The 26,117-nt window shown below is 37.4% G+C and carries 18 protein-coding genes and 3 pseudogenes; 18 read left to right on the plus strand and 3 right to left on the minus strand.

Annotated elements, in window-relative coordinates; genetic code table 11:
- Window positions 1–64 precede the first annotated feature (64 nt).
- Complete coding sequence (locus N784_RS06450) at window positions 65–943, plus strand: amidase domain-containing protein (protein ID WP_036833452.1); 879 nt, start codon at window positions 65–67, stop codon at window positions 941–943.
- Between the two features lie 51 nt (window positions 944–994).
- On the plus strand, window positions 995–1,468 hold the full coding sequence (trmL, locus tag N784_RS06455; protein ID WP_036833456.1) for a tRNA (uridine(34)/cytosine(34)/5-carboxymethylaminomethyluridine(34)-2'-O)-methyltransferase TrmL: 474 nt from the start codon (window positions 995–997) through the stop codon (window positions 1,466–1,468).
- 30 nt (window positions 1,469–1,498) lie between these two features.
- Here trmL and N784_RS06460 read toward each other — a convergent pair whose 3' ends face one another.
- Window positions 1,499–1,711, minus strand: coding sequence for a hypothetical protein (locus tag N784_RS06460; protein ID WP_036833458.1), 213 nt, complete (start codon window positions 1,709–1,711; stop codon window positions 1,499–1,501).
- Between the two features lie 362 nt (window positions 1,712–2,073).
- Here N784_RS06460 and N784_RS06465 point away from each other — a divergent pair, with 362 nt between their 5' ends.
- From N784_RS06465 to N784_RS06490, 7 genes and pseudogenes are all read left to right on the plus strand, one after another.
- The gene (locus tag N784_RS06465; protein WP_036833459.1) at window positions 2,074–2,403 is read left to right on the plus strand and encodes a DMT family transporter; all 330 of its coding nucleotides are present in this window, start codon (window positions 2,074–2,076) and stop codon (window positions 2,401–2,403) included.
- Window positions 2,404–2,424: 21 nt separating this feature from the next.
- Window positions 2,425–2,859: a MarR family winged helix-turn-helix transcriptional regulator gene (locus N784_RS06470; RefSeq protein ID WP_036833460.1), complete on the plus strand. Its 435-nt coding sequence runs from the start codon at window positions 2,425–2,427 to the stop codon at window positions 2,857–2,859.
- Window positions 2,860–2,997: 138 nt separating this feature from the next.
- Entirely contained in the window at window positions 2,998–4,893 is a 1,896-nt protein-coding gene (locus tag N784_RS06475; protein ID WP_036833461.1) for a PrkA family serine protein kinase, read from the plus strand.
- A gap of 672 nt (window positions 4,894–5,565) precedes the next feature.
- The gene (locus N784_RS17190) at window positions 5,566–5,820 is read left to right on the plus strand and encodes a type II toxin-antitoxin system HicB family antitoxin (RefSeq protein WP_332307845.1); all 255 of its coding nucleotides are present in this window, start codon (window positions 5,566–5,568) and stop codon (window positions 5,818–5,820) included.
- A 326-nt stretch (window positions 5,821–6,146) separates the two neighbouring features.
- Window positions 6,147–6,364: pseudogene (locus N784_RS16890) on the plus strand (IS110 family transposase); the annotation flags it as partial.
- Between the two features lie 301 nt (window positions 6,365–6,665).
- Window positions 6,666–7,424: a class I SAM-dependent methyltransferase gene (locus N784_RS06485; RefSeq protein WP_036833463.1), complete on the plus strand. Its 759-nt coding sequence runs from the start codon at window positions 6,666–6,668 to the stop codon at window positions 7,422–7,424.
- 468 nt (window positions 7,425–7,892) lie between these two features.
- On the plus strand, window positions 7,893–10,082 hold the full coding sequence (locus N784_RS06490; protein ID WP_036833466.1) for a DNA topoisomerase III: 2,190 nt from the start codon (window positions 7,893–7,895) through the stop codon (window positions 10,080–10,082).
- 646 nt (window positions 10,083–10,728) lie between these two features.
- On the opposite strand, the gene N784_RS06500 is transcribed toward N784_RS06490, so the two are convergent.
- Window positions 10,729–10,953 carry a hypothetical protein gene (locus N784_RS06500; RefSeq protein WP_036833475.1) on the minus strand — a complete coding sequence of 75 codons (225 nt, stop codon included), beginning with the start codon at window positions 10,951–10,953 and terminating at the stop codon, window positions 10,729–10,731.
- Window positions 10,954–11,852: 899 nt separating this feature from the next.
- Here N784_RS06500 and N784_RS06505 point away from each other — a divergent pair.
- The 5 genes and pseudogenes from N784_RS06505 to N784_RS06525 all read left to right on the plus strand — a co-directional run bounded on the left by N784_RS06505 (window position 11,853) and on the right by N784_RS06525 (window position 16,809).
- Window positions 11,853–12,675: pseudogene (locus N784_RS06505) on the plus strand (helix-turn-helix transcriptional regulator).
- Between the two features lie 86 nt (window positions 12,676–12,761).
- Window positions 12,762–13,745, plus strand: a complete 984-nt coding sequence (locus N784_RS06510) for an iron-siderophore ABC transporter substrate-binding protein (protein ID WP_036833477.1) — start codon at window positions 12,762–12,764, stop codon at window positions 13,743–13,745.
- 159 nt (window positions 13,746–13,904) lie between these two features.
- Entirely contained in the window at window positions 13,905–14,246 is a 342-nt protein-coding gene (locus N784_RS06515) for a cupin domain-containing protein (RefSeq protein ID WP_036833478.1), read from the plus strand.
- 492 nt (window positions 14,247–14,738) lie between these two features.
- Window positions 14,739–15,776 carry a FecCD family ABC transporter permease gene (locus N784_RS06520; protein WP_036833480.1) on the plus strand — a complete coding sequence of 346 codons (1,038 nt, stop codon included), beginning with the start codon at window positions 14,739–14,741 and terminating at the stop codon, window positions 15,774–15,776.
- A pseudogene (locus tag N784_RS06525) lies at window positions 15,773–16,809 on the plus strand (FecCD family ABC transporter permease). Before N784_RS06520 ends, N784_RS06525 begins: the two are co-directional and overlap by 4 nt.
- A 494-nt stretch (window positions 16,810–17,303) precedes the next feature.
- On the opposite strand, the gene N784_RS06530 reads toward N784_RS06525, so the two are convergent.
- Window positions 17,304–17,747: a hypothetical protein gene (locus N784_RS06530; RefSeq protein ID WP_052127168.1), complete on the minus strand. Its 444-nt coding sequence runs from the start codon at window positions 17,745–17,747 to the stop codon at window positions 17,304–17,306.
- A gap of 83 nt (window positions 17,748–17,830) precedes the next feature.
- Here N784_RS06530 and ppx point away from each other — a divergent pair, with 83 nt between their 5' ends.
- The 4 genes from ppx to odhB all read left to right on the plus strand — a co-directional run bounded on the left by ppx (window position 17,831) and on the right by odhB (window position 25,973).
- Window positions 17,831–19,390 carry an exopolyphosphatase gene (gene ppx, locus N784_RS06535; protein WP_232305982.1) on the plus strand — a complete coding sequence of 520 codons (1,560 nt, stop codon included), beginning with the start codon at window positions 17,831–17,833 and terminating at the stop codon, window positions 19,388–19,390.
- Between the two features lie 115 nt (window positions 19,391–19,505).
- A complete protein-coding gene (locus N784_RS06540) occupies window positions 19,506–21,608 on the plus strand; it encodes an RNA degradosome polyphosphate kinase (protein WP_036833482.1) in 2,103 nt (700 codons plus the stop codon).
- Window positions 21,609–21,883: 275 nt separating this feature from the next.
- Window positions 21,884–24,742, plus strand: coding sequence for a 2-oxoglutarate dehydrogenase E1 component (locus N784_RS06545; RefSeq protein WP_036833590.1), 2,859 nt, complete (start codon window positions 21,884–21,886; stop codon window positions 24,740–24,742).
- Window positions 24,729–25,973, plus strand: a complete 1,245-nt coding sequence (odhB, locus tag N784_RS06550) for a 2-oxoglutarate dehydrogenase complex dihydrolipoyllysine-residue succinyltransferase (RefSeq protein WP_036833485.1) — start codon at window positions 24,729–24,731, stop codon at window positions 25,971–25,973. Before N784_RS06545 ends, odhB begins: the two co-directional genes overlap by 14 nt.
- The last annotated feature ends 144 nt before the right edge of the window (window positions 25,974–26,117 follow it).

A 26,117-nucleotide genomic window follows, 5' to 3' on the forward strand; every position in this document is an offset into this window, starting at 1 on the left:
GGGTAGCTTTTTTTACTATCTTTTCTTGGTTGGACATATGGATAGAATAAAAGGGGGAGTGTGTGTGAATGCTCGCGTGCTTTTAAGACAATTTTGGTTGAGAAGGCTTGAGGAGAAAAAGGGCTGGAAACGTGATTGGTCGTGGATACATCGTAAAGTAGCATTGTTGGAAGAACGAGGAGCTAAAGTGGTGCGAATAAGTGTAGATGGAATACCTGATCGAATTATTACGTTATCTAGCAATCATCAACAAGTGGAGTATCTTTTACGTGCTTCGTTCTTTATGAACCAAGCGGGGCATTTTTATATAGAAGAGGGGGTGAAACGGCACCTAGCTGTACTAAATAAGAATAACATTGTAGAAGATTATGAAATACCACTAGATAAGGCAAAAGTAGCTAAGCAACTAGTGCAGTTTGATCATCATGATGAGGAGCAGGAAGAAAGAGAACATTTACGGTTTGAGTACAATCGTCATCAAGCTGTGCAGTATGCGAATCGTTGGTGGAATAGTTACAATCCCGATTACCGCCATTTTACGGATGATTGTACAAATTATATTTCCCAATGCTTACGTGCAGGGGGTGCTCCTATGTGGGGGAGCCCTAATCGTAGCAAGGGATGGTGGTATAATCATCGGACGTGGAGCTTTAGCTGGGCAGTGGCCAATTCATTGCGCTGGTATTTAAGTGGTTCGACGCAAGGATTACAGGCAACAGAAGTATCAGAGGCGAGAGCGTTAATGCCAGGAGATGTGATATGTTACGATTTTGAAGGGGATGGCGTATGGAACCATAATACAATGGTCGTCGCTAAGGATGGTCTTGGGGAGCCATTAGTAAATGCACATACGTCCAATAGTTATCACCGGTATTGGACGTATGAGGATTCCACTGCCTATACGCCAAATATTCAGTATAAATTTTTTCAAATAGGAAATTAAATTTGTGGTATAATACAAGGCATTGTGAATAAGAAATACGAGGTGAACGAAATGGCACTCCATGTGGTGTTATATCAACCAGAAATACCAGCTAATACAGGGAATATCGCGAGAACGTGTTTAGCGACGAATACGGTTTTACACTTAATTCGGCCGTTAGGATTTTCGACAGAAGACAAAATGTTACGCCGAGCAGGGCTAGATTATTGGCACGATGTAGATATTCGTTATTATGATTCTATAGAAGAATTGTATGAGGCATTTCCTGAAGGCAGTTTCTATTATATTGAGAATTTCGGGACAGGATATTGGACCGATTTCGATTATAGTAATCCGGATGAAGAACTGTTCTTCGTCTTTGGTCGAGAAACGGACGGGATTCCGAAGTCATTGCTAGAAGGGAAAGAAGATCGTTGCTTACGTATTCATATGACAGACAAAGTACGTTCATTGAACTTATCGAATACAGCAGCTATCCTAATTTATGAAGTGTTGCGCCAACAAGGATTCCCTAATTTGTCATAGGAGAAGATCAGCCTTTATGGAGCTGATCTTCTATTTGTGGTGCTTAGAGAAAAACGAGTATGATTCAAGCCAGGATTGATTTCGCTGATGCTTTACAATATCGTTTATTACCCAAATGCTATACGTTAGGCCGAGAATAAGGTGAATTATGCCTCCTGCACGATTCGTAACATACATATATCCATAATAAATCAGCAAAATGGTAAGAAGCAACTTGATCATAAAGGCGTGAATATTCTTCATTAGTACCTCCCCTTAATAAAAAAAGCAAGCATGATTTACTCAATGCTCGCTTTTCATCCTCATTTTGATTCATATCCTGATGTGTAAATAGAAACTAAAAATGTAATACATACGCCAAGGATAAGTGCTAGCTTCATGATTCTACCCCCTTATGTAACGTGCTTAGCTTGTGTTCATCCATCTCTTATTATAACCAATTGTACAAAGTCTGTGAAATGTTTTCCACACTTCTTTGTAAAAATGTTAGCGTTTCCTTACAATTGTTTTAGCTTGTACAAGAAAAAATAATTGACAACAAACCTTACAAAACGATAATATAATTAAGTTAACTTAACTAAATTAATTTGGGAGGTGCATGAGTTATGGGATATGTGCTTTTGTTTGCTGCTATTATAAGTGAAGTGATTGGAAGTTCTATGCTGAAGTTATCTACGTTAGAAGGGATTCCGAAGTTTTGGGGGAATGTTGGGGTTGTCGCAGGGTTTATGGTTGCTTTATATTTTCTACAACATACCCTTCATTATTTACCACTTAATACTGCATATGCTATTTGGTCTGGTATTGGTACGGCGTTAACTGTTGGAGTCGGGGTGTACTTCTTTAAAGAAAGTATTAATGGTACGATGATTATAGGAATTGTGTTCATTATCGTCGGTGTCATTGTGCTTAATGTAGGTAAAGTGGCACACTAATTATAATATGGGAGAGTTGATATGTGTTCTAACGACAATGTGATTGAATTGTATCAACGATTTGAACAAATATGGGGCAAGCTTTCAGATGTAGAAGATCGATTTAAAGCATACCAACTTACTTCATCATTAGAAGTTCTATTAACTTTAATCATTCGCTTAGACAAGCCAACCGTTACACAGTTAGCGGAACAAATGAATGTATCGAAAAGCGCGATAAGTCAAATGATTACAAAACTAGAGGATGCACATTATGTTCAGAAATCGGTTGACCCAAATGATAAACGGGTCCATCGAATGGAACTTGCTCGTAAAGGAAAAAAATATGCACATGATTTAAATCTTTATGAACAATACGTGTACCAACTTTTTAAGAAAAGCTTAGATGATGAGGAAGTGGTACAAATGAAAGGTTTATTTGAGAAAATACTCCAAACCATACAAGAGCAGAACTAGGCCTAAGTTGTTTCTGCTTTTGTATGGTTCTTTTCGTTGCATGTATTGTCTACTATCGTTCATTCATTATTCTGTAAGCTCACACATAGACTGTACTAATTCAGCTATTTGCTAACTTAGACAGGGGAGGTACAGTGTGTGGATATTTTAAAGAAGATACAAAATGTACGAGAAGAAGAAGAGAAGTTAAAGTGGGAAGGTACTTTTGCTGAGTATTTAGAAATGGTGAAGGAACGCCCGTATCTTGCACAATCAGCTCACTCCCGTGTATACAATATGATTAAACACGGCGGCATTGAAGAGGAGAATGGGCATTTTCACTATAAGTTTTTTGACAATGAAATATTTGGTTTAGAAGAGGCGATGGAGCGTTTAGTTGAAGAGTATTTTCATCCAGCTGCGAAACGATTAGATGTAAGGAAAAGGATTCTGTTATTAATGGGGCCAGTAAGTGGAGGAAAATCAACCATTGTAACACTGTTAAAAAGAGGGATGGAACGTTTTTCTCATACTGATGAAGGTGCAGTGTACGCAATTAAAGGATGCCCGATGCATGAAGACCCCTTACATTTAATTCCACAGCATTTGCGCGAAGACTTTGCTGAAGAATATGGCATACGTGTAGAAGGGAATCTCTCTCCACTTAATGTCATGCGCGTAGAAAATGAGTATGGCGGTCGGATTGAGGATGTAAGAGTAGAGCGTATCTTCTTCTCAGAGGATAAAAGAGTAGGCGTCGGAACGTTTAGTCCGTCAGATCCTAAATCGCAAGACATCGCTGATTTAACTGGGTCCATTGATTTCTCTACAATAGCCCAGTACGGATCGGAGTCAGATCCACGAGCGTATCGTTTTGATGGAGAATTGAACAAAGCGAATCGAGGCATTATGGAATTTCAAGAAATGCTAAAGTGTGACGAGAAGTTTCTATGGCATTTGCTATCGTTAACACAGGAAGGGAATTTTAAAGCGGGGAGATTTGCGTTAATAAGCGCGGATGAGCTAATTGTCGCCCATACAAATGAATCAGAATATCGCTCCTTTATATCCAATAAGAAAAACGAGGCACTCCATTCGCGGATGATTGTCATGTCTGTTCCGTATAACTTGAAAGTAACGCAAGAAGAGCGTATTTACGAGAAAATGATAGGACAAAGTGATATCAAGAATGTGCATATAGCGCCACACACATTGAAAGTAGCTGCTATGTTCACGATTTTAACGAGATTAAAGGAGTCAGGGAACGGAAGCGTAGATTTACTGAAGAAAATGCGATTGTATGATGGGGAAACGGTAGAGGGATTTAGTGACGTTGATATTGAAGAACTGAAGAATGAGCACCATGACGAGGGAATGACGGGTATTGATCCACGTTACGTTATAAACCGCATTTCCTCCACTATTATTAAGAAGGAAATGACATCAATTAACGCGCTTGATGTGTTGCGGTCGTTGAAGGATGGATTAACATCACATGCTTCTATTTCTAAAGAGGATAGAGAACGGTATTTGAATTTCATCTCTACTGCCCGTAAAGAATATGATGAAATTGCAAAGAAAGAAGTGCAGAAGGCGTTCGTTTATTCGTATGAAGAGTCTGCCAAAACGTTAATGGACAATTATTTAGACAACGTCGAGGCATACTGTAATAAAACGAAATTACGCGATCCGTTGACAGGAGAAGAACTCAATCCTGATGAGAAGTTAATGCGTTCCATTGAAGAACAAATTGGCATTTCCGAAAACGCAAAGAAAGCCTTCAGAGAAGAGATTCTTATTCGCATTTCTGCCTATGCCCGAAAAGGTCGCAAATTTGAATATGCATCCCATGAGCGGTTACGAGAGGCGATTCAGAAGAAACTTTTCTCTGACCTTAAAGATGTAGTGAAGATTACGACATCGACGAAGACACCAGATGAACAGCAACTGAAGAAAATAAATGAAGTGATTGCCACGTTAATTGATGAGTATGGGTACAATTCTAGCTCGGCAAATGAATTACTGCGTTACGTTGGAAGTTTGCTAAATCGCTAATCCTTTAGGAAGACTGAAAAAATTCATTTTTTAAATAGAATGAATGAATTTCATAATTATAAGCCCTTGCGTGCCAAGGGCTTATAAACATAAAAAAGGAAGTACCTCCCCAAATCCTGTATAATGGTAGTTGTCCAAAACATCCCACAAGGCTGGGGGAATACTTCATTATATGACATGGAACCTACCCCAAAATATGAGGCAATAAAATATATCACAAAGTAACGAAGAAATCATGACTAGGTGCATCAGAAGACGGGAAACGTGCCAAAGTTCATTTTGGCATAGTTACCCTTATTTACAATGCTTAAAAATTAGCTGCAAATCGTATTAGTGCACAATTAAATCAGCAACAAGTTGCAGGATTTCTGTTTTTTAAAAGAGCAATTATGAATTTGACTTTACAAATTACCTCCTCAGGTAACTTTAATAAGGAATTCTTTTAAAGAAGAAAGGTGGGATGGGCGTTTGGTTAGTTTTCAGCATTAGCAATTATATTAACTGCATTTTTTTCACCTAAAACAAAAAGGAAAGATTCTCAACCTCAGGCCTCTCTACCTATCTTAAGTACTGTATCCTTTCTGTTTTTTTATTGAGGTTACACTCATGCCCATCGCACATACTCAATTAGGCTGGACTAAAAAAATCACCTGCATAGGAGGTTTTATATAAATGGCAAAGTATTTATTTCCCGCAATTTTTGACCCTGGAACAGATGGAGATAAAGGCTATATTATTACATTCCCTGATTTACCAGGTTGCATCACAGAAGGCTGTGACACGTCAGAAGCTATGCATATGGCAAAAGACGCCCTAGAAGGGTTCTTGTATGGTATGGAAGAAGATAACGAAATCATCCCATCTCCTTCTACTCCAAATGAAATTTCAATACCTACTGGTGGTTTTATCGTCATCGTTGAAGCATAAACAGATTATATTCGTGAAGACATACAAAATAAAACCATCAAAAAAACATTAACCATGCCTAAGTGATGCAGCTAAATCAGAAGGCATTAACTTTTCTCAACTACTTCAGTTTGCTATTAAAGAACGTTTAGGTATTTAGAAACGTTTTTGAACCAGGCATTGTGCTTGGTTCTTTTTTTCTACACAGCCTCTTCTCCATCAAACCATTTACCAAAAAAATAACTACAGCATTTATTGTGAATACTGTAAAAGGATTGTTCAATGCCCATCTTCCCATTTCTCATTCATTTACTCCAATAGCTGAATTGTTAGAGGATTTTTTTAGTTTAGACGGTGTAAGTGTAAAGAAATTGCCCACTTTTTTATTAGAAGCCAGTAACAATATATGTTCGGTGAAAAAAGCGAATGAAATATTGAATCAAGTGAAAGAGGATGGACATACACAGAAAGAACGCTAAGAAACACGAGACTTTCTAGTAAGAAGCATAGTTCAAGACATTTCGTTTAAAAAGAAGGGAATGAAATATGTGGAAGCGAATTAAAGTAGTTAATGAGTTTATTAGACTTTCAAGTAGACTCCATGCCAAGTATTGACCTGGTGACAGGTATGAACAGGTAAGAGATATTTTTTGTAGAAGAAACAGATAAATATACAGATTACCAAAGATCTATTTCGGGAGACTATCAAAATGTTAACTTAAGTATAACTAATTATAACGCTATGGACTGTATATTAAACGAATGTTGTAACTTGTTTAGATCACATCAATATATGTTGATATGCAGGGCTCCTAAGTTTCTTAAACGCACGGATTAGTGATGGTAAAGGAAAGGGGAAAAAGTATATGTTGGGTTATTATAGCAATCTTTCTTCACAGGTATATGACATAGACAAATATATTGGGCTTTCTTTTGGTGATGTGGAGTTTTACAGCGATAGATTGGCTTCGTGTGAAGGGAAAGTTCTTGAACCTGGGGTTGGTACTGGCCGGATTCTTATTCCACTTCTAGAAAAAGGATTAAAAGTTGATGGTTTTGATGTATCCGATGAAATGTTGAAAATTTGCCGTAATAATTGTGAAAATAGAGGATTGCAGCCAAAATTGTTTAAAGGGAAAATGGAGTCATTTGCATTGGATACAAAATATGAGGCGATTATCGTACCAACCGGAACATTTTTGTTGCTACATAAAAGAGAGGATTCCCTTAATGCCTTGAAAAATTTCTATAACCACCTTTCTGATGGAGGCAAGCTTATTTTAGACATCTTTTTGCAAACGGATCTAACGGTTGGTAATGTATCGACAAAAACTTGGAAATCTCAAAATGAGGAAATGATCACTTTAGAAAGTAAAATAGTCGAAGTTGATTTTATTAGTCAATATACCATATCTCATCATCGATATGAAAAATGGAATCATGGTCAATTAACACAATCAGAGCTAGAAAGATTTCCACTTCGTTGGTATGGGGTGGAAGAATTTAAACTGATTCTTGAACAGATTGGTTTTAGAGAGATAATAATCTCAGCCGATTACAAATACGGGGACTATCCTACACATTCAACCCAGACAATTACTTTTGAAGCAATTGCTAATAAATAATTATTAGCGCAAAGGATGCGATTCCCACTAGAGATGAGCCCATTTTATACGAAGCGTGTGAATATACGTTATATCACCAACCCATTTTTGGTTGATTGTTATCGTAGAAAAGTCTCCGTTAATAATGTTTACTCGTTCTTTCCCCTTTTCTTTACTAGGTGGCGGAAGAAATTTTGAACGATGATGATTGAATACCAGCTTCTTTCATCAAACGTTGAACCCGTTTTCAGCTAATATTGTGACTTTTTTTCAAGCATTTCATCTTAGGTGCACCACGTTGTTTCTTACTCTCTTCATGAATCTGTGTAATCTTTTTTTAAAAAATTTACGTTTTTCACGATAAGGGTTCGATTCTGTTATATTCAAGGAATCCTTAGCAACGAAGCATAGCGCGTTTTTATAGCCTTAACGGAGAACATTCAAAATCTATGTTATATTTGAATAAGGTTTTGAAAGGATGCGATTATAATGCCAAAAAGTTTAGTACTAGCGGAAAAGCCTTCTGTTGCACGTGATATTGCACGTGTATTAAATTGTGATAAAAAAGGAAATGGGTGTTTGGAAGGGAATAAATATATCGTAACATGGGCGCTTGGACACTTAGTGACACTTGCTGATCCAGAAAGTTACGACGTAAAATACAAAACATGGAAATTAGAAGATTTGCCTATGTTACCTGAGCGTTTGAAACTAACAGTAATGAAGAAGACTGGAAAACAATTTAACGCTGTTAAAAGCCAAATGAACCGAAAAGATGTTAATGAAATAATCGTGGCAACGGATGCAGGTCGTGAAGGTGAACTTGTAGCTCGGTGGATAATCGCTAAGGCGAAAGTAAACAAACCGATTAAGCGTTTATGGATTTCTTCTGTAACGGATCAAGCGATTAAAGAAGGTTTCAAAAATCTCAAACCAGGAAAAGACTATGAACATTTATATCATGCTGCTGTTGCACGATCTGAAGCAGATTGGTATATCGGTTTAAATGCTACTCGAGCCCTTACGACACGTTTCAATGCACAACTAAATTGCGGACGTGTTCAAACACCTACAGTAGCCATAATTGCGACGAGGGAAGATGAAATTAAACATTTCAGGGCAGAAACATATTATGGTATCGAAGCACAAACCGATACGATTAAATTAACATGGCAAGATTCAAACGGTAATGGTCGTAGCTTTAACAAGGAAAAAATTAATGCCATTGTTCAATCAATTGGTCGTCAAGATGCTAAAGTTGTGGCGATTGAACGTAAACCAAAAAAGTCATTTGCTCCGGGGCTTTATGATTTAACCGAATTACAACGTGATGCAAATAAATTATTCGGCTATTCAGCAAAGGAAACATTAAATATCATGCAGAAGTTGTATGAGCACCATAAAGTGTTAACATACCCTCGAACAGATTCACGATTTATTTCAAGTGATATTGTTTCAACGATTCCACAGCGTGTAAAGGCTTTTGCTGTTGGTGAATATCGATCAGCTGCAAATAAAATTTTAGCTAAGCCAATTAAAGAAAACAAATCGTTCGTCAATGACTCGAAAGTAGGCGACCATCATGCAATTATACCTACTGAGGAATGTGTTAATTTCTCCGCCTTCACTAATAAGGAAAGGAAAATTTATGATTTAGTAGTAAAACGGTTCTTAGCAGTTTTATTCCCAGCACACGAATATGAACAAGTAACAGTACATACAGATATTGGTGGGGAAAAATTTATTGCTAAAGGTAAAGTAGTAATCAATGCTGGTTGGAAAGAAGTTTATGAAAATCGATTTGATGATGAATTAACAGGTGAAATAAAAGAACAATTACTGCCCAACATTGAAAAAGGCGATGTACTAAAGACAAAGTTAGTCACTCAGACATCGGGTCAAACAAAGCCGCCTGCACGCTTTACAGAGGCTACCTTACTGTCGGCCATGGAAAACCCAACGAAGTATATGCAAACAAGTAATAAAGAGCTTGCAAATACTTTAAAATCAACTGGTGGATTAGGTACGGTCGCAACACGAGCAGATATTATTGATAAACTATTCAATTCATTTTTAGTTGAGAAACGTGGTGGTAAAGAAATTTATATCACGTCAAAAGGGCGTCAGTTACTTGATTTGGTACCAAAGGAATTACGTTCCCCTGCAACAACAGCTAGATGGGAGCAAAAGCTTGAGTTAGTTTCTAAAGGTCAGTTGAAAAAAGATGTATTCATTAATGAAATGAAAGAGCACACGAAAGAAATAGTTGCTGAGATTAAATCCAGCGATAAGAAGTACAAGCACGACAATATTTCAACAAAATCATGCCCTGATTGCGGTAAACCGATGCTTGAAGTAAACGGTAAAAAAGGAAAAATGCTTGTCTGCCAAGATCGTGAATGTGGCCACCGTAAAAACGTGTCACGTGTAACAAACGCTCGCTGCCCTCAATGTAAAAAGAAATTGGAATTGCGGGGAGAAGGTAAAGGACAAATTTTTGCATGTAAATGTGGATATCGTGAAAAACTTTCCTCTTTTGAAGCTCGTCGAAAAAAAGAAAAGGGTAACAAAATGGATAAACGGAGCGTACAGAAGTATTTAAAGCAACAAGAAAAAGAGACGGAACCAATTAATAATCCATTTGCTGAATTATTAAAAGGGACAAAATTTGATAAATAAAGTAAGGTTAAATAATTTATGAAAATGTTAATTCTCGGTCGGGAAAACCACCCTCCCTGCGATTACCGTTGACAAACGCCAAAAAAGAGCACCTGGCCGAATGGCAGCTGCCCCTTAAAGACCTATGTTGCCTTAAGGCGAATATATCGCCTTAAGGCGGTCTATTCTAAAACGCTTCCCGATGGAAAGGACTTGATTTTTCCAATACCTAAATTACTTTAAGATAAATTTTTCATTCATTTTACCGAAGCGAAAATAATGAAAAAACAAAATTAACTAGTTTAACAGTAATAAAACATAAGGTCATTAAGATAAGTAACTCAATACCAAAATACAACAAACCCTTATTGGTTAATCCTGGTGGATTTTTACCTATACTAATGACAAAAGCTATCGTAAATGAAATAACTAAAGAAAACCAATTACTATCTAAAAATCTCATGAATACCACCTTTAATAATTAAATATATCCACGGGTTTCACAAAAGTCATCAAAAAAATTATACTTACCTTCAAGATTTTGACAAGCCTTGGCAATTCCATAAAGGGTTACTTCCGCAACTATAACTGCTCCAGCTGCTCCTGCATTTAGCAATAGGGATTAAAACTAGTGGAAGGGCTTGAGTTGAAATTTCCCCATTACCTTCTAATTTAGAGGGATCAAACCCAATGGTATCATTTTAGTCTCTTTTGTTCCAGTAATGATTACACGCTCTTCTCCGTTAGACTCTTTTAAAATTACATCTTCAAAAGGAGTTTCATACCTATTTTTTACTTTTAAAACCTTTTCTGGCTGCTCTTCTGCACTAATAATAGTCGGCATTAAAAACATAAACAACCCTAACAATATTAGTAAATTAAACTTTTTCATTTTTAATTTAACCTCCTTTTTTTAATTAATAAGTTCTACAAAAAACCCTTCATTTTCATGACTTGTTTAAAAGCATATATAATTCTAAACATTTAAAACCGGCGCCCAGGCACGTCTTTTTCCTCTCGATCTCCTTGACCTCATGACACCCGATGTTGGTGGCGTGAGGTCAAGGAGTTTTCGCAGCGATAGCGAAGAAAAAGAGAGTAACGAAAAGGCGTGCCGATAGGCGCCGGTTACTACAAACTCCTCACGAATTCATAAAATGTCTTAGAGAAGGAAGTAAAAAGGTTAAAAGATAAGTTAAGTAACGGGTGAAGCAGAAAATTAAATATCACGTTAAAAAAACGCTCAGAAGATTTTCTGAGCGTTTTAGTTGTGCTGTTTATAATGGGAAAAGGGGTACGAAATTTGTATAAAATATTGCGATATTTCTGATATTATTAACGTTTTGCCCGCCTGCTCTCCAAGGTGGTTAAAAGGATTTAGATCATTTCGTTTTACTGTTTCCCTTATACGAACGCCTTAAGTCTGGCTTTTGAACTATTGACATTTAATTATTTCAATTACGAAAGGATTAATAGATTATTCCGCACGTGCTATGGTATAAGCAACGACAGTAGGGACTACCTGGTAAAAGAGGTGTTTTCATTTCGAGTTTTTCACCATAACGGCAACTATACACATAACGAACATGCTCCTTCTGTAGAATCTTCCAATTATTACGTTCTCGATTACAGAATATGAAATAGTCCGTTCGTGTTTTATTGACAAAAAGGTAAAACCTCATTAGCATGATAATGATAATCATTATTATTGTAATTGATATAAATAATAGTTTATTAGAAAAATCTAGTGTAGAAGCATTTACAAACTATTATTGAAGTGAGGTATGTAATGTGAATTTTAACGTTAATCAGTTGGCAGAGCATTTTGCACACGTCCCTTTTCAAGTGAAAGGCATCTATCGATATGCTAAAGATCCAGGTGTGCCTAACGCTGACTATACAGATTCGTTTCCTGGATTTGTGTTTCCGCTTTCAGGAAAAATACAATTTTCATTTAATGGAAATCCTTATATCCTTTCTCCAGGAAAAGTTGTGCATGGTGGCGCAAACATGAATCTATCTCATAAAATGTTTGCCAAAACGAACTGGGAATACATTCTGGTTTTATATCGATTGTGTAACTCAGAACCAGAAGAAACAGGCTTTTCTCATCAGCATTTTGAATTATCAACAGGACAATCTCCGCGCCTTACTGAATTAATTATGCGTCTTTGGCATGTGTATAATCAGCCAGGTGGTATATCAAAGTTTCAGACCGAAATGTTGTTTCGAGATGCATTAAATGAAAGTTTTTTATGTGTTAATAGGCAGAATAGCTGTGAATCACATGCTTTATTTGAACGAGTATCTAATTATATTCATGAATACTATTATGAAAGCCACACAATAGCCTCACTTGCAGAACAAAACAATGTCAACCGAAATCGACTTTCTTACGTATTTCGAAGGCATGCAGGTATGGGACCAGCAGAATATGTATTGAAATATCGTTTAAACAGAGCGCAAGAAATGCTATATACAAGTAGTGTACCTGTACAACAAATTGCCCAAACTGTTGGATTTACGGACCCCTTTTATTTTAGTAGGGTGTTCAAGAAACAATTTGGTGTTTCTCCTACTGATTATCGAGAAGTTCATCAATAATCCATGCTAACTTCAACAAGCATCCATTCTAATCTAAAAATGCCTTTGCTATACTAGCGACAAGCAATAGATAACATGGTATTGGAGGAGCTTCATATGCAACAGTTGAAAGGGCTGCTAGTTACCTTGCTATTATTAGTTGGTATATTGGCAGGCTGTAATGAAACACCTGCTGACAATAAGGTATCGACTAAAGAAGATACGTCTTCAGCAGCAAATAATATAGATGCAACTGAATGGCCAAGAACATTTAAAGATGCATTCGATAAAGAAATAGTTATTGAGAAACAGCCAGAAAAATTGGCTTCAATCTGGTACTTTTATCCTGAAATATTAGCTGCACTAGGTGAGCAACCTGTAGCTACTACTGAAAAAGAGTATCTATCTTCTTTATCATATTTAAAAGGAAAGCTAGATTCAGCTGAAGAATTAGGAGATAAATTATCACCTAATATCGAGAAAATTCTTTCTACTGAACCCGATTATATTTTAGCAACGGAACATCATGAAGAAATGTATGATTCACTAGAAAAAATCGCCCCGGTTATTACGTTAAAATCTGAGGACGTCTATGAGGATTGGCAATATGGACTTCGTACAGTAGCTGAGATTATCGGGAAAGAAGAAGAAGCAGAAAAAGTAATTGATAAAATGATGAAAGAAATCACCAAAGGTCGTGATGCATTAACTTCGATTGAAGGAGAGACGGTAGCACTTATATTGTCCTGGGACGGAAAGACGTTCAATGTGTTAGGGGAAGGGAATCCTGTCTATACACTTGCGTTTGATAAAGAAAAGGGACTGGGACTTACACCAGATGATACATTTAAAGGTGCTAATAATGAATTTACTTCGTTTGAAGGAATTTCAACTGTTCAAGCAGACCATATTTTTCTTATAGGTGATATAACAAAAGAGGAAAAATTGATGAGTGAGTTAGAAGGAAGCAATGTATGGAACGATTTAAATGCAGTTAAGAAAGGCAATGTCTATTTAATGGATTCTTCCGCTATAACAGGGGGGCCATTGGCTACGGAATATGCTCTACACCATATGTTAAATGCCTTTAGTGAGTCCTAAGAAGTCAAGAAGAACTACATCGACTTCTTTGTATAACATATGAATGATAAGTTTCCGTTTGCGTATTTTTAAAAAATGAACGGAGACTTACGAGTGAATACTATTTGAAGCAAAATCCTGTCATGATATAAAGGTAGTTAAAAACAAGGAGGGCTTATTATCCATTATCAAGCTATTAAACTAAAGGAAGAACTATATAAAATGAATGATTATTGGTCTCCGAAAGTTATTGGTGAAATAAATGACTATCAATTTAAGCTCGTTAAAATTGATGGGGACTTTATGTGGCACAATCATCAAGGTGATGATAAGGTATTTATCGTGCTTGAAGGGGAGATGTTTATTGATTTTCGCGATGGGCAGGTAAAGATTTCGAAAGGTGAAATGTTTATTGTCCCGGGAGGAGTTGAACATAAACCTTTCGCCAAAAGGGAGTCCAATATTATGTTGATGGAGCCTAAACGTGAAGGTAACACTGGCGATACTATTACAAGCCAATGATAATTGGAAAATCTCCTATTAGAGACCTCATTCTAAATGATAATCAAGAATAAAGTTCATCTAACCACTGGCGTTTTATCAATGACACAAACCTTTCACTGCCAGGATAGGAATACCAAACAGTTCATTGGAGTAAATCTCTTATGAACTGTTTTTGCTATGTGTAATACATAGGTACTGGATCATAAAAGTCCACCGAAAAGGAATTTCTTCATCACTAGAAAGGTAGAATCTGAAGTGAATTCTACCTGAAGAAAAACGAATATCATGGGATAAGTTTGTTGAATGAAACGACGCACTATTAATTAAACGGACGTGCGAATGTAATGGTAGGGATTCGTCGTTTCCGTTTTATTAACATTACCATCTATTGCATTTCAGGAAAAGAAAGGTGATTTGTACGCAGGATTTAGGAGTATGTGAAATAGATGATGGATATTCAACGAAGTTAATTCGTGTATGGATTCTGATATAGGAGAAAGGAATAAACAAATGGTATCATCAAATGAACAATTAAGAAAGGTAAACGAAACGGCACGTCCAATTATGGCAATATGGATTGTAGTGGGTGGGTCGTTCATTCTATTATTTTCCCTTATGTTGTCGATATCGTTAGGAACTGCAGATATAGACTTAAAAACGGTTTGGAAAGCAATACTTCAATTCAATCCCGATTTGCAGGAACATCAAATTATTTGGGAACTTCGCCTTCCACGTGTCATTGGAGCAGCTATAGTTGGTAGTTGCTTTGCCATATCAGGGGCATTAATGCAAGGGATGACGCGCAACCCTTTGGCTGATTCTGGTTTGCTTGGCTTAAATGCAGGTGCTGTTTTTATGCTAGCGGTATGTTTTGTTGTTTTTCCTAGTATGCCATATATCTATTTAATCCTATTTTCTTTTTTAGGAGCTGCGTTAGGGGCGGGGATTGTTTACGGTATTGGATCATTATCCAAAAACGGACTAACCCCAATACGTTTAGTACTAGCTGGAGCGGCAGTCAGTGCGCTATTAAGTGCTCTAAGCGAAGGGATTGTCCTCTATTACGAAGTTGGACAAGATATAGCTTTCTGGTATGCAGGTGGCGTTTCTGGGGTTAAATGGAGTCATTTAGAGGTAATAGTGCCATGGTTATTGATAGGATTTGTAGGGGCATTGATGCTGTCACAATCGATAACGATGTTAAGTCTAGGAGAAGAGGTCGCCGTTGGTCTTGGCGAGAAAACAGGGCGTGTAAAGCTACTAAGCGCAATTATTATCCTTATTTTAGCGGGGGCAGCTGTATCTGTAGTAGGGGCCGTTAGTTTTGTTGGATTGATTGTCCCGCATATCACACGTCGTCTAGTGGGCTATGATTATCGCTGGATTATCCCATCTTCTGCTGTGTTAGGAGCCATACTGGTTGTTTTAGCTGATTTAGCGGCGCGTACGATCAATCGTCCCTATGAAATACCAATTGGCGCATTAATCGCTCTTTTAGGTGTACCTTTCTTCTTATATTTAGTGAAAAAGGGAGGAAAGGGAATATGACAAGGGAAAAATGGAAAGAGGAAAGTCGAACAAAAAAAGAAAAACAAGTGAGATTGGTTGCTTTAACGCTTATTCTATTCATTAGTATATCTTTTTTCATTAGTTTAAATACTGGTCATATCCGCCTGACTCCTAAAGAAGTTATCATGACATTATTTGGTCAAGGTACAGACAAGCAAGCATTAATTTTATTTAATTTTCGTTTGCCCCGTATGGTCATTGCGTTATTAGTTGGAATGGGATTGGCGGTATCGGGAACGGTACTTCAAGGAATCGTTCGCAACCCTCTAGCTGATCCTGGTATTATTGGTATTAATGCAGGAGCTGGATTAGCTGTTATGTTATTCATTTCGTTCTTTTCGACAACGACAGCTGCTTCTGTGTTTATGATGCCAATTCTAGCTTTTGTGGGTGCTGGAGGTGCAGCGATTGCTATTTACTTACTCGCCTATAAACGAAAGGAAGGTATATCACCGATTCGCCTCATTTTAACAGGAGTGGGAATTGCAGCGGGCATGAATGCACTTATGATCGTCTTGACGCTAAAGCTTGATCCTGATAAATATCAATTTTTAGCAACTTGGTTGGCCGGAAGTATTTGGGGGTCTAATTGGGAATTTGTACTTGCTATATTACCATGGTTCATTATTTTAATCCCATTTGTCTATTCGAAATTTATATCCTTAACATTTTAAATCTGGGAGATGAAACTGCAATTGGTCTCGGAGCTGATTTGGAGAAAGAAAGACGGTTGTTGTTAGCAGCAGCTGTTGGAATAGCTGCTGCCAGCGTCTCTATAAGTGGTGGTATTGGATTTGTCGGTTTGATTGCTCCTCACTTAACTAGACGCTTGGTAGGTAATAAGCATGAATATGTAATTCCAATTTCGGCTATAGTAGGTGCACTATTGTTACTTGTTGCTGATACGATCGGTCGGGGGATTATGCAGCCCTCTGAAATTCCTGCTGGTATCGTAGTAGCCGTGATTGGCTCACCATACTTCTTATATTTACTAGCCAAGCTAAAGGATTAGTTTCATTGATTAATGACAACAATTATTTTTAAATAAAGGATTAGCGTTTCCGAGTTATCACTAAATCTTGAAGGAGAAAAAAAGATTTACTCGCATTTCTATAACTCAAGTGAATGAGGGACAAACGAACATCGCAAGCCATCTTTTCCGTACTCTCAACCGTTTAGTGCTCTCTTTTTAAACGCAGGTTTGTTTCAATGTCAAGAGGGTTTGGGGGCAGTAAGGTTGTCAATGCCTTTCCACTATCGCTACAAGACATTGACAACCACCACGTTTTTATTACCTTACACAACATCATATTGGTCGCACATGAATAACGAACAAAAAAAGAGTAACTCATTAAAATCAGAGCTACTCTTTTTGATCAATAACACTTTGATTATTTTTTTTAAATATCCTTTTAAGCAAGAAGACTAATCCCGTTATGGCCATAACAGTAATAATAAGACCCGGAACTCCAAAACTACTTAACATAATAGTTCCCCTTTACTTTTTTATTTTGGATTAACAGTAAAAGTACCACCAGAATGCTTAACAGTAGCAGTGGCCCATGTTGGGGCATAAGCAACAACTTCAGTGTATTTCTTAGTTCCATTCAATGTACTATTTTTTCCAGAAGTTGATAAAGCTACAGAATACACTTTGCCTATTCCTCCACTTCCTACTAACCCATAAGCATTAAGATGAACTCTTGTTTTTACAGATGATACTTTGCTAGCACCTTTTGTTGTACTAGTTTTTAAGTTAGAAGCTCCAAAACTTTGATTGATAACATTTTGAATATCATCATTAATTGTACCACTTACTTTCACTGTAACACCATTTTTAGTCCTAGATACAAATATTTTTTTCGATTTAAAAAGAGTCACTTTTCCAGAATCAACTGGTTTCGCACACATTTTAATAAAAGCTTGATCGCTTTTTCTATGTCTTATCAAAAAAGAATCAATCTTATGCTATAATGTAGCCAATTCAACATGAGTTTATGTTCCCAATACGAACCGAAAAAGGTGTGTTCACTTTGAATGAAGAAAATTATGCCATCATCGATATAGGATCGAATACAGTTCGACTTGTCATCTATGTGAGAGAAAAGAGCGGGCGTTTTAAAGAAATAGAAAACGTGAAAGCAGTTGCGCGTCTTCGAAATTATTTAGACGATGATCAGTACCTCTCAGAAGAAGGTATCCATAAGCTAATTAATATAGTACGTAGCTTTAAAGAAGTAACCAATACGTATGAACTAAATCAAATATTATGTGTCGCAACGGCAACGATTCGACAAGCGAAGAACCAAGCGGAAATAGCAAATCGTTTAGAAGCGGAAACGGGCTATAAGACACAAATCCTATCAGAGGATGAAGAAGCGTATTATGGCTATTTAGCAGTGGTTAACTCTACTGATATTCAGAATGGGATAACCGTCGATATTGGTGGTGGAAGTACAGAGGTCACCTATTTTGAGAATCGAGAATTGAAATATTCCCACAGCTTCCCATTTGGAGCGCTAAACTTAAAGCAAATGTTTGTAAAGAAAGATGTTCCAACAGATAAGGAAATGCACCAAATGAAAGGGTACCTTCGTGAACAATTCTCTACTTTATCATGGTTGAAAGGGCACCGCGTTCCTTTAATTGGTATTGGTGGGAGTGCTCGTAACATGATACAAGTTGACCAAGCCTTAAAAAGCTATCCGTTAGCAGGGTTACATCAATATCGTATTTATGAGAATGATATCGCGTTTATCAAGAATTATTTAATGACACTATCGTTTAAAAAGTTACAAAAAGTAGAAGGTTTAACGAAAGATCGAGCAGACATCATTTTACCGGCGATAGAAGTCTTTCAATCTCTATATGAACATATGGACGCTACTTCATTCATTTTAAGCCGAAAAGGATTACGTGACGGTGTATTTTATGAACAAATTACGAGTAATTTTGGCATTGCAATGTTTCCTAATGTGCGAGAAGAGAGTTTTAATGAGTTAGCGGTTGATTTTAACATTGATTATAAACATGTTCATCAAGTAACGACTATTGCGACACAAATATTTAATGAATTGCGCCATCATGGGGTTGGCTACGTGATGAAATCCGATTATGAATTATTAAAACGAGGAGCATTTGTGTTTAATTTAGGGGAATATATTGATTCTGAATCATCCTCTCAACATACGTTTTATCTATTAGCGAATCGAACAATTGATGGATTATTGCATCCAGAACGGTTAAAAGTGGCTCTTGTAGCTTCTTATAAAAGCAAGCAAACGTTTAAACAATACGTCGACCCATTTAAGCATTGGTTTGTGAAAGAAGAGAAGAAAAAACTTTGCGTGATTGGGGCGTTATTAAAACTAGCGTATTGCTTTGATTCAACTCGTCGTAACATTGTAAAGGATATTCATGTTTGTATGCGGGATGATGAATTGATTATAGATGCATTCTGTGATCAAGAATGGATGCCAGAGGAATATCAAGTAGAGAAGCAAAAGAAACACTTAGAAAAAGCTCTGCACATGGCGGTTACTGTTCGTTTTCATTACAGTAATGATAGTGGCGCAACGTCTCTTAAACAATAGCTACTTCTTAATAATATTGATTTGAAATTTACATTTTTTTAATATTTATGTTGTAGTATAATATTGAATTAGTATGTCCTAATGAATATGTTGTAAAGAGGTAAGGAGGAACCATATGAGCCAGGCAAAAGATTTAGCAAGTCCTCAATATTATAATAATCGTGAGCTTAGTTGGCTCGCATTTAACGAGCGTGTATTGCAAGAAGCCTTAGATAAGCGCAACCCTTTGTTAGAACGCTGTAAATTCTTGGCGATTTTCAGCTCGAATTTGGATGAATTTTTTATGGTTCGTGTGGCAGGGTTGAAAGATCAAGTGGAGGCTGGATTCAATAAACCTGAAAATAAAGCGGGTTTAACCCCAAAAGAACAATTGTCTGCTATCGCAGAAAAAAATCATAAGCTAGTGGACATGCAAACATCTACATATAAACATGTTCTTCTCCCGATGTTAGAAGAGGAGAGTATTCAATTTGTTACTATCAAGGATTTAGATGAAGAAAAGCAAACTGAAATGGAAGCATACTTTGATAATCAAATATTCCCTGTATTAACTCCGATGGCGGTTGACGCTTATCGACCGTTCCCGATGCTATCTAACAAAAGTATTAATCTAGCGGTGTTGTTAGAAGATGAACGTGATAAGGATGACACAGAAATAAAAACGGCAATCGTTCAAGTGCCGGCTGTTTTAGGTAGATTTATTGAAGTTAAGGATGAAGATTCCTATACGAAACGTTTCATCATGCTTGAAGATCTTATTAGTTATTATATTTATAAATTATTTAGAGGGTATAAAGTGAAATCTGTTACGGAATTTCGTATTACTCGTAATGCAGACATGACCATTCATGAAGAAGGCGCACGTGACTTGTTGAAAGAGATTGAAAAGGAGCTGAAGAAGCGTAAATGGGGAGCGGCTGTTCGTTTAGAAATTAAACATGGCCAATACGACCCAAATATGTTGAATTTCCTATTATCTGCTCTTGAGATTCACCGTAAAGATGTTTATGAAATTGATGCTCCATTAGATATGACGTTTTTATTTGGATTCCATAAAGCATTAGAGCCACACCGAGAGCATTTAGTCTATGAAGCATTGATTCCGCAGCCTGCAAGAGATATTGGTTCCTCAGAAGATTTATTTGATTTGGCTACGGAACGTGATTTATTTTTACATCATCCGTATGAATCATTCCAACCGGTAGTAGATTTTGTATCGGATGCAGCCGATGACCCTGATGTGCTCGCAATTAAACAGACTTTGTACCGTGTAAGTGGGGACTCGCCTGTTATTGAAGGATTAAAGAGAGCAGCGGAAAAAGGAAAGCAAGTAACGGTGCTCGTTGAGTTAAAAGCTCGCTTTGATGAGGAAAATAACGTACAATGGGCGAAAGAGCTGGAGAAAGCAGGCTGCCATGTGATTTATGGTATGACCTATTTAAAAACGCATAGCAAGATAACCCTTGTAGTCCGTCGAAAAAAGCATCAAATTGAGCGATTTGTTCATCTAGGAACAGGTAATTATAACGATCAGACAGCGAAGATATATACGGATATGGGGATCATTACATCTGAGCGTGAATTTGGCATTGATGCGACGAACTTTTTTAATTACTTGAGTGGTTATACAGAAAGACCTTCTTATCATCATATTTCTATGGCACCATTCGATATTAAGAAAGACTTTATCCAGTATATCGATTTAGAAATTGAGAGTCATCGCACTCATGGCAACGGAAAAATTATTTTTAAAATGAATTCTTTAACGGATAAAGAATTGATTATGAAAATGTACGAAGCTTCCTGTGCTGGAGTACAAATTGATTTAATTGTACGTGGAATTTGCTGTTTACGACCAGGTGTGGAAGGCATTAGTGAGAACATTCGAGTGTTGAGCATTGTCGGACGATTTCTTGAGCATAGTCGCATTTATTATTTCCACAACAATGGAGATGGAAAAATGTTTCTTTCTTCGGCGGATATGATGACAAGAAATATGGAAAAGCGTGTAGAATTACTTTTTCCAATCAAAGATGTTACGATTAAAGAAAGATTGATAGATATACTTCAAATTATGCTCCATGACAATATGAAAGCAAGGGTTCAAGACGAATTTGGTGTTTATCATTACGTTAAGAAAGCCGGAAATGATAAGGAGATAGACAGTCAAATGGAGTTGTTTGGAAGAGCTTATACAGTGAAAGAAGATGAAGAATAAATAATGCTTGGGAAAAGTACAAATTACAGCTTAGTCTGTATTTTGTGCTTTTTTCTAGGTAGTCTATACAAAAATGTTACTAAATTCAAAAACGTTGGAATTGTTAGATAATTTAGTATTTCTATTGTAGATCATTTAAAAATGCGTACTTTTTTAAAAATCTATGGTAAAGTAGTTGAAGTGAGAAAAGGAAAAAAATTATAATAGTAAATAGGTTTGCAAACGGTTACTTAAAGAAAGCGAACTTCTATTGGAGGTAGTAAATCGTGTCGAATATGAATGGTGGTTCTAACGTAAATATTTGGAGTAAGTTTCACGGTCCAAATATGGGGTATTTGGAGGAGCAGTATGAATTATTTTTACAAGATGCTTCATCGGTTGATGATTCATTGAAACAAGTGTTTGAAACATACGGCGCTCCAGACTGGTTACATAAAGGCGAAGTACAACCTACACAACATGAGACAACATCTGGGGATATTAAGAAGATAACCTCAGCTATGAAGTTAGTTGAGGCTATTCGACGTGAAGGTCACTTAATAGCAGATATTTATGCTATTTCACCAGACAGGGAAAGATATACACCTTCACTTGAACCAAGAGCATATGGATTAACAGAGCAAGATTTACAGTCTATTCAAGCAAATTGGATTTGGGAGCATGCACCTGCTCATGTGCAAAATGGTCTTCAAGTAGTAGAAGAATTAAAAAAACGCTATGCAGGTAAGATTTCATTTGAAGTCGATCATGTTCACGATGAAACGGAACGCGATTGGATACAGAATAAAATTGAAACAGGAAGTTATTACGTTGCTTTAGATGAACAACAACAAAAAGAGCTTCTACAACAATTAGCAGAAGTTGAAGGTTTTGAACAATTTCTTGCTAAAACGTTCGTAGCACAGAAACGTTTCTCAATAGAAGGTTTAGATGTTATGGTGCCACTTGTGAACCATATTGTTCAAAACGGAACGAAAGACCATACGCAAGATATTATGATGGGAATGGCTCACCGTGGGCGTTTGAATGTATTGGCACATATTCTTGGTAAGCCATATGAGAATATTTTCTCCGAGTTCCACCATGCCCCTAATAAAGAGTTAGTTCCTTCAGAAGGATCAATGGGCATTAACTATGGTTGGACAGGTGATGTGAAGTATCACTTTGGTGCTAGTCGTGAAGTATCAAATGGTCAAGAAGCACATAAAACGAGAATAACGTTAGCCCACAATCCTTCTCATTTAGAATTCGTAAATCCTGTAGTTGGCGGATTTACGAGAGCGGCGCAGGATGACCGAAATGAGCGAGGGGCAGCGACTCAAGATACTAATAAAGCGTTCTCTATTCTTATTCACGGGGATGCAGCATTTCCTGGTGAAGGTGTAGTAGCAGAAACGTTAAATATGAGTGGATTGAAAGGTTATCGTGTAGGCGGTGCAATCCATATTATCGCCAATAACTTGTTGGGCTTCACTACTGAACAAGAAGAAGGACGGTCTACTAGGTATGCAAGTGATTTAGCAAAAGGGTTTGAAATTCCTATTATTCACGTAAATGCAGATGATCCTGAAGCTTGTATCGCAGCAGCTCAATTAGCGTATGAGTATCGTCAGAAGTTCCATAAAGATATATTAATCGATTTAGTCGGTTACCGTCGTTTTGGACACAATGAGATGGATGAACCACGCATGACGCAGCCACACTTATACCAACATATAGATGCACATAAAACGGTAGCGACCATTTACAAAGAAAAACTAATCGAACGTAACATAATGACAGAAGAAGATTTTACAACTAATCAACAACAGTTACACGACAAACTTCGTAATATATATGAAAGCATGAAAGAAAACGAAGCAGCAGAACGAGAAGTAGATTCCATTCCAGCTGCAGTAGAAAGTACGTTAGAGGATATTGAAACTTCTATACCTCTTGAACAATTGAAGCAGTTAAATAGAGGGTTGTTACATCGTCCTAAAAACTTCAATGGATTTAAAAAGATTGAGAAAATACTTGAACGCCGTGCTAAGCTTTTAGAAGAGGACAATAAAGTCGATTGGGGGCTCGGTGAATCACTAGCATTTGCATCCATACTAGCTGATGGTTTACCTATTCGCATGACTGGTCAAGACTGTCAGCGTGGTACATTTGTCCATCGTCACGTAGTTTTACATGATGTAGAAACAGGGGAGACATATTGCCCGATGCACGGGTTAAAGGAAGCGAAAGCGTCGTTTAGTATTCATAATAGCCCTCTTAATGAAACAGGAGTATTAGGATTTGAATACGGATATAGTGTGCAAGTGCCGGAAGCGTTAGTTATTTGGGAGGCGCAGTTTGGTGATTTTGCCAATGCTGGTCAAGTCATTTTAGATCAATTCATTTCAGCGGGACGAGCGAAGTGGGGAGAGAAGTCAAGCCTTGTTTTGCTGCTTCCACATGGATACGAAGGACAAGGACCAGAGCATTCTAGTGCCCGTTTAGAGCGATTCTTAACGCTTAGTGCGGAGCACAATTGGACTGTGGCGAATGTAACGTCATCAGCGCAATATTTCCATTTGTTACGACGTCAAGCGGCAATTGGTGATAAAGATGAAGCACGTCCCCTTGTCTTAATGACACCGAAGAGTTTGCTTCGTAACCAAAGAGTTGCTTCAGGCAGCGAACAATTTAGTGAAGGAACATTTATGCCGTTATTGGCACAGCCTGGTTTAGGAAAGAACAAAGAAGCTGTCAAGCGCCTTGTAATAGGTAGCGGTAAAGTAATGATTGATATAGAAGAGGCAATCGAAAGTGCTGAAAATGGAAATCTAGACTGGTTACACGTGTTACGTCTAGAACAAATTTATCCATTCCCAGCAAAGCAGCTTGAAGCTGTTTTGGCAGAATATCCAAATGTTGAAGAAATTGTATGGGTACAGGAAGAACCAAGAAATATGGGTGGATGGAATTTTGTAAAAGAAATTCTATTTAACATAAAAGGGGACCAACAAGTATTAAGTTATATTGGTCGTCCACACCGCTCTTCTCCAGCAGTAGGAGAACCAAACATTCATAAAACGGAACAAAGCAGAATCATCCAGGAAGCATTGGAGCTATCAAAAGGAGGAAATTCCAATGAAGGAAATTAAAGTACCGGAACTTGCAGAATCTATTACAGAGGGAACAATTGCAGAATGGCTTGTGAAAGAAGGAGAAGCTGTCAAGAAAGGTGATCCAATTCTTGAATTGGAAACGGACAAAGTAAACGTGGAAGTGAATTCGGATTATGATGGTGTTCTTGCTGAGATTCTTAAGCAAGAAGGAGAAGATGTAGAAGTTGGAGATTGTATTGCGAAAGTGGATGAAGGTGGAGAAGCTGGAGCATCTACGAATCAACAGGCAACTGCCAAAGAAGAAGTGCAGCAAGAAACACTGAAGCAAGCTGTTGAACAACAAGAAGAGAAAGACCATACGAAAGATTCAGTAGCGTCACCAGCTACACGGAAGCGTGCTCGTGAACTAGGCATTGATTTAGCTAATATTCACCCGACAGATCCACTTGGTCGTATTCGCCCTGAGGATGTAGAGGCTCATGCTCAAAAAGGTAAAGCAGAGCAGTCTAAACCAGTGAAAGCTGAGAAGCCGAAAGCACAAGTTGCGGATAAGGCGGAATTTGACAAGCCAGTAGAGCGCATTAAAATGTCTCGTCGTCGTCAAACGATTTCAAAACGTCTTGTTGAAGCGCAACATACCGCAGCTATGTTAACAACGTTTAATGAAGTGGATATGACAGCTATTATGAACCTACGTAAAGAACGCAAAGACCAATTTTTGAAAAAGCATGATGTGAAACTTGGATTTATGTCTTTCTTTACACGTGCAGTAGTAGGGGCATTGAAAGAGTTCCCATTACTAAATGCAGAAATCCAAGGTGACGAGATCATTAAGAAGAATTTCTATGATATCGGCATTGCTGTTTCTACAGAAGACGGTCTAGTTGTGCCAGTAGTTCGTGACGCAGATCGGATTGGATTTGCTGGTATCGAGAAAGAAATTGGTCGTCTTGGTATGAAGGCGAAGAATAAAGAACTTTCTCTTGATGAATTACAAGGTGGAACGTTTACAATTACGAATGGTGGTATCTTTGGTTCTATGCTTTCTACGCCAATTTTAAATAGCCCTCAAGTTGGTATTCTTGGCATGCACAGCATTCAGAAGCGCGCAATGGTAATGCCTGATGATTCCATTGAAGTTCGCCCAATGATGTATCTTGCTTTGTCTTATGACCATCGTATTGTAGATGGAAAAGATGCCGTACAGTTCTTAGTACGTGTGAAAGAAATGTTAGAAGATCCATATGATTTACTATTAGAAGGTTAATATACTTAATAAGACCCTCTGGTTTTTGCCAGAGGGTCTGTTTTCTTCATTTCCATTTCATAGATGGCTAGCTTTTTTGGGTGGCGGGAAGAAAATAATCGTTCTGTTCGTCCGTATCACTGTATATAATAAGAGAAAATAGAA

Source organism: Pontibacillus litoralis JSM 072002 (assembly GCF_000775615.1).
GTDB lineage: Bacteria > Bacillota > Bacilli > Bacillales > BH030062 > Pontibacillus > Pontibacillus litoralis.

Coding starts and splice junctions, on each gene's coding strand:
- odhB (WP_036833485.1), top strand. CDS start 24,729: ATGAAGGAAATTAAAGTACCGGAACTTGCAGAATCTATTACAGAGGGA.
- N784_RS06540 (WP_036833482.1), top strand. CDS start 19,506: ATGAGCCAGGCAAAAGATTTAGCAAGTCCTCAATATTATAATAATCGT.
- N784_RS06470 (WP_036833460.1), top strand. CDS start 2,425: ATGTGTTCTAACGACAATGTGATTGAATTGTATCAACGATTTGAACAA.
- N784_RS06520 (WP_036833480.1), top strand. CDS start 14,739: ATGGTATCATCAAATGAACAATTAAGAAAGGTAAACGAAACGGCACGT.
- N784_RS06485 (WP_036833463.1), top strand. CDS start 6,666: ATGTTGGGTTATTATAGCAATCTTTCTTCACAGGTATATGACATAGAC.
- N784_RS06510 (WP_036833477.1), top strand. CDS start 12,762: ATGCAACAGTTGAAAGGGCTGCTAGTTACCTTGCTATTATTAGTTGGT.
- N784_RS06545 (WP_036833590.1), top strand. CDS start 21,884: ATGAATGGTGGTTCTAACGTAAATATTTGGAGTAAGTTTCACGGTCCA.
- N784_RS17190 (WP_332307845.1), top strand. CDS start 5,566: ATGGCAAAGTATTTATTTCCCGCAATTTTTGACCCTGGAACAGATGGA.
- N784_RS06460 (WP_036833458.1), bottom strand. CDS start 1,711: ATGAAGAATATTCACGCCTTTATGATCAAGTTGCTTCTTACCATTTTG.
- N784_RS06490 (WP_036833466.1), top strand. CDS start 7,893: ATGCCAAAAAGTTTAGTACTAGCGGAAAAGCCTTCTGTTGCACGTGAT.
- N784_RS06500 (WP_036833475.1), bottom strand. CDS start 10,953: ATGAAAAAGTTTAATTTACTAATATTGTTAGGGTTGTTTATGTTTTTA.
- N784_RS06465 (WP_036833459.1), top strand. CDS start 2,074: ATGGGATATGTGCTTTTGTTTGCTGCTATTATAAGTGAAGTGATTGGA.
- trmL (WP_036833456.1), top strand. CDS start 995: ATGGCACTCCATGTGGTGTTATATCAACCAGAAATACCAGCTAATACA.